At 75.7% G+C, this 1,752-nt stretch carries 2 protein-coding genes and 1 pseudogene; all 3 read left to right on the forward strand.

The features are described from left to right. Nucleotides 1-90 (forward strand): proline racemase family protein (locus tag ACIG3E_RS40970; protein WP_399626322.1); only part of this gene is annotated, 90 nt, incomplete at its 5' end. Beyond that, nucleotides 87-1,469 carry an aldehyde dehydrogenase family protein gene (locus tag ACIG3E_RS40975; RefSeq protein ID WP_399626320.1) on the forward strand — a complete coding sequence of 461 codons (1,383 nt, stop codon included), beginning with the start codon at nucleotides 87-89 and terminating at the stop codon, nucleotides 1,467-1,469. The genes ACIG3E_RS40970 and ACIG3E_RS40975, both read left to right, overlap by 4 nt. A 143-nt stretch (nucleotides 1,470-1,612) precedes the next feature. Further along, nucleotides 1,613-1,752 (forward strand): annotated as a pseudogene (locus ACIG3E_RS40980) (GntR family transcriptional regulator); the annotation flags it as partial.

Genomic DNA, 1,752 nt, shown 5'->3' on the forward strand with positions numbered 1-1,752 from the left:
CCGCGCATCACCGGACGCGCCTGGATCACCGGCACCGCCCAGTACTACCTCGACCCCGACGACCCCTTCCCCGGAGGGTTCCTCCTATGACCGCCACCCTGACCCCGGTTGTCTCACGCAACCCGGCCGACCCCTCCGACGTGGTGGTGCGCACCGCCGCGCCCGGCGCGTTCGCCGCCGTCGACACCGTCGAGCGGGCCCGCGTCGCACAGCCCGGCTGGCGCCTGGGCGGTGCGGCGGCCCGCGCGGCGGCGCTCACCCAGGTGGCCGACGCCGTCGAGGCGGCCGCGGACGAACTGGCCGCGCTCGCCGTGCGCGAAGTGGGCAAGCCCCTGACCGAGGCCCGTGCCGAGGTGGCGCGTACCGCCGCGATCTGGCGCTACTACGCCCAGGCCCCGTACGCGGCCGAGGGCTCCGTGCACGAACCGGGCAGCGGCGCCGGGCTGCTGCTCACGCGCCGCCGCCCGCACGGCGTCGCCGGTCTCGTCACGCCCTGGAACTTCCCCTTCGCCATCCCCAGCTGGAAGGCCGCACCCGCCCTCGCGACCGGCAACGCCGTCGTCCTCAAGCCCGCGCCGGAAGCCACCGCGTGCGCCCTCCGCCTCGCCGAGATCGTCCAACAGGCCGTGCCCGACGGCGTGTTCACCGTGCTGCCCGGCGGCGCCAGCGAGGGCAACGCGGTCGTGTCGGCCGCCGACGTCATCTCCTTCACGGGCTCCACCGTCGTCGGCCAGGCCGTCGTGGCCCGCGCCGCCGCGCGCGGCGTCCCCGTCCAGGCGGAGATGGGCGGCCTGAACGCGGCGATCGTCCTGCCGGACGCGGACATCGCCACCGCCGCCGCCCACCTCGCCGCCGCGATCGCCGGGTACGCGGGCCAGAAGTGCACCGCGACCAGCCGCGTCATCGCGGTGGGCGCCGCCCTCGCCCCGCTGCGCGAGGCCCTCGCCGAGCGGCTGCGGTCCCTGGCCGTGGGCGACCCCGCCCAGGCGGCCACCGTCTGCGGCCCGCTCATCTCCGAGGGGGCCCGCGACGAGGTCGCCGAGAGCAGGCGGGGGCTGCCCGAACTCACCGGGGCCCGCGCCCCGCACGGCGACGGCTGGTACGCGGCCCCCGCCCTCGTCACGGACGTGCCGCCGGGCCACCGGCTGCTGCGCGAGGAGGTCTTCGGGCCGCTGGCCGTGCTGCTCGCCGCCGACGACCTGGACCACGCGGTCCGCATCGCCAACGCCACCCCCTACGGCCTGGTGACGTCCGTGCACACCGCGTCGCTCGACACCGCCCTGCACGGCCTCGACCACCTCGGCACCGGCATGATCCGCGTCAACGCCCCGTCCACCGGCGTCGACTTCCACCTGCCGTTCGGCGGCACCAAGGCCTCCGGCCACGGCCCGCGCGAACAGGGCAGGGCGGCTCTGGAGTTCTATACGTCCAGCCGCACCTATACCTTGGCTCCCACACTGTCCCCGTGAAAACAACGTGACATTGTACGCTGGTGATCCACTCGGCCGAAGGCGCGTGGCGCGGTGCGGGCGCGAAGGCGCGCGGGCACCGCGCGGGCGACGACAGCGCGCGGGCACGGTGCGAGCGACGGTCACGAAGGGACACCACGACCATGGGGCACCTCAAGCAGCGCAACCTCATCACCACCAGGGAGCGCCTGCGCGACCAGGTGGCCCACGCCCTGCGCGCGGCACTGATCTCCGGTGAACTGCGCCCCGGCGAGGTGTACTCGGCACCGGGCCTCGCGGAGGA

The sequence above is a fragment of the Streptomyces sp. NPDC053474 genome, from assembly GCF_044544845.1.
Taxonomy (GTDB): domain Bacteria; phylum Actinomycetota; class Actinomycetes; order Streptomycetales; family Streptomycetaceae; genus Streptomyces.

Bases quoted from the DNA above. Each gene is read 5' to 3' on its own strand.
- ACIG3E_RS40975 (WP_399626320.1), top strand. From the start codon at position 87: ATGACCGCCACCCTGACCCCGGTTGTCTCACGCAACCCGGCCGACCCC.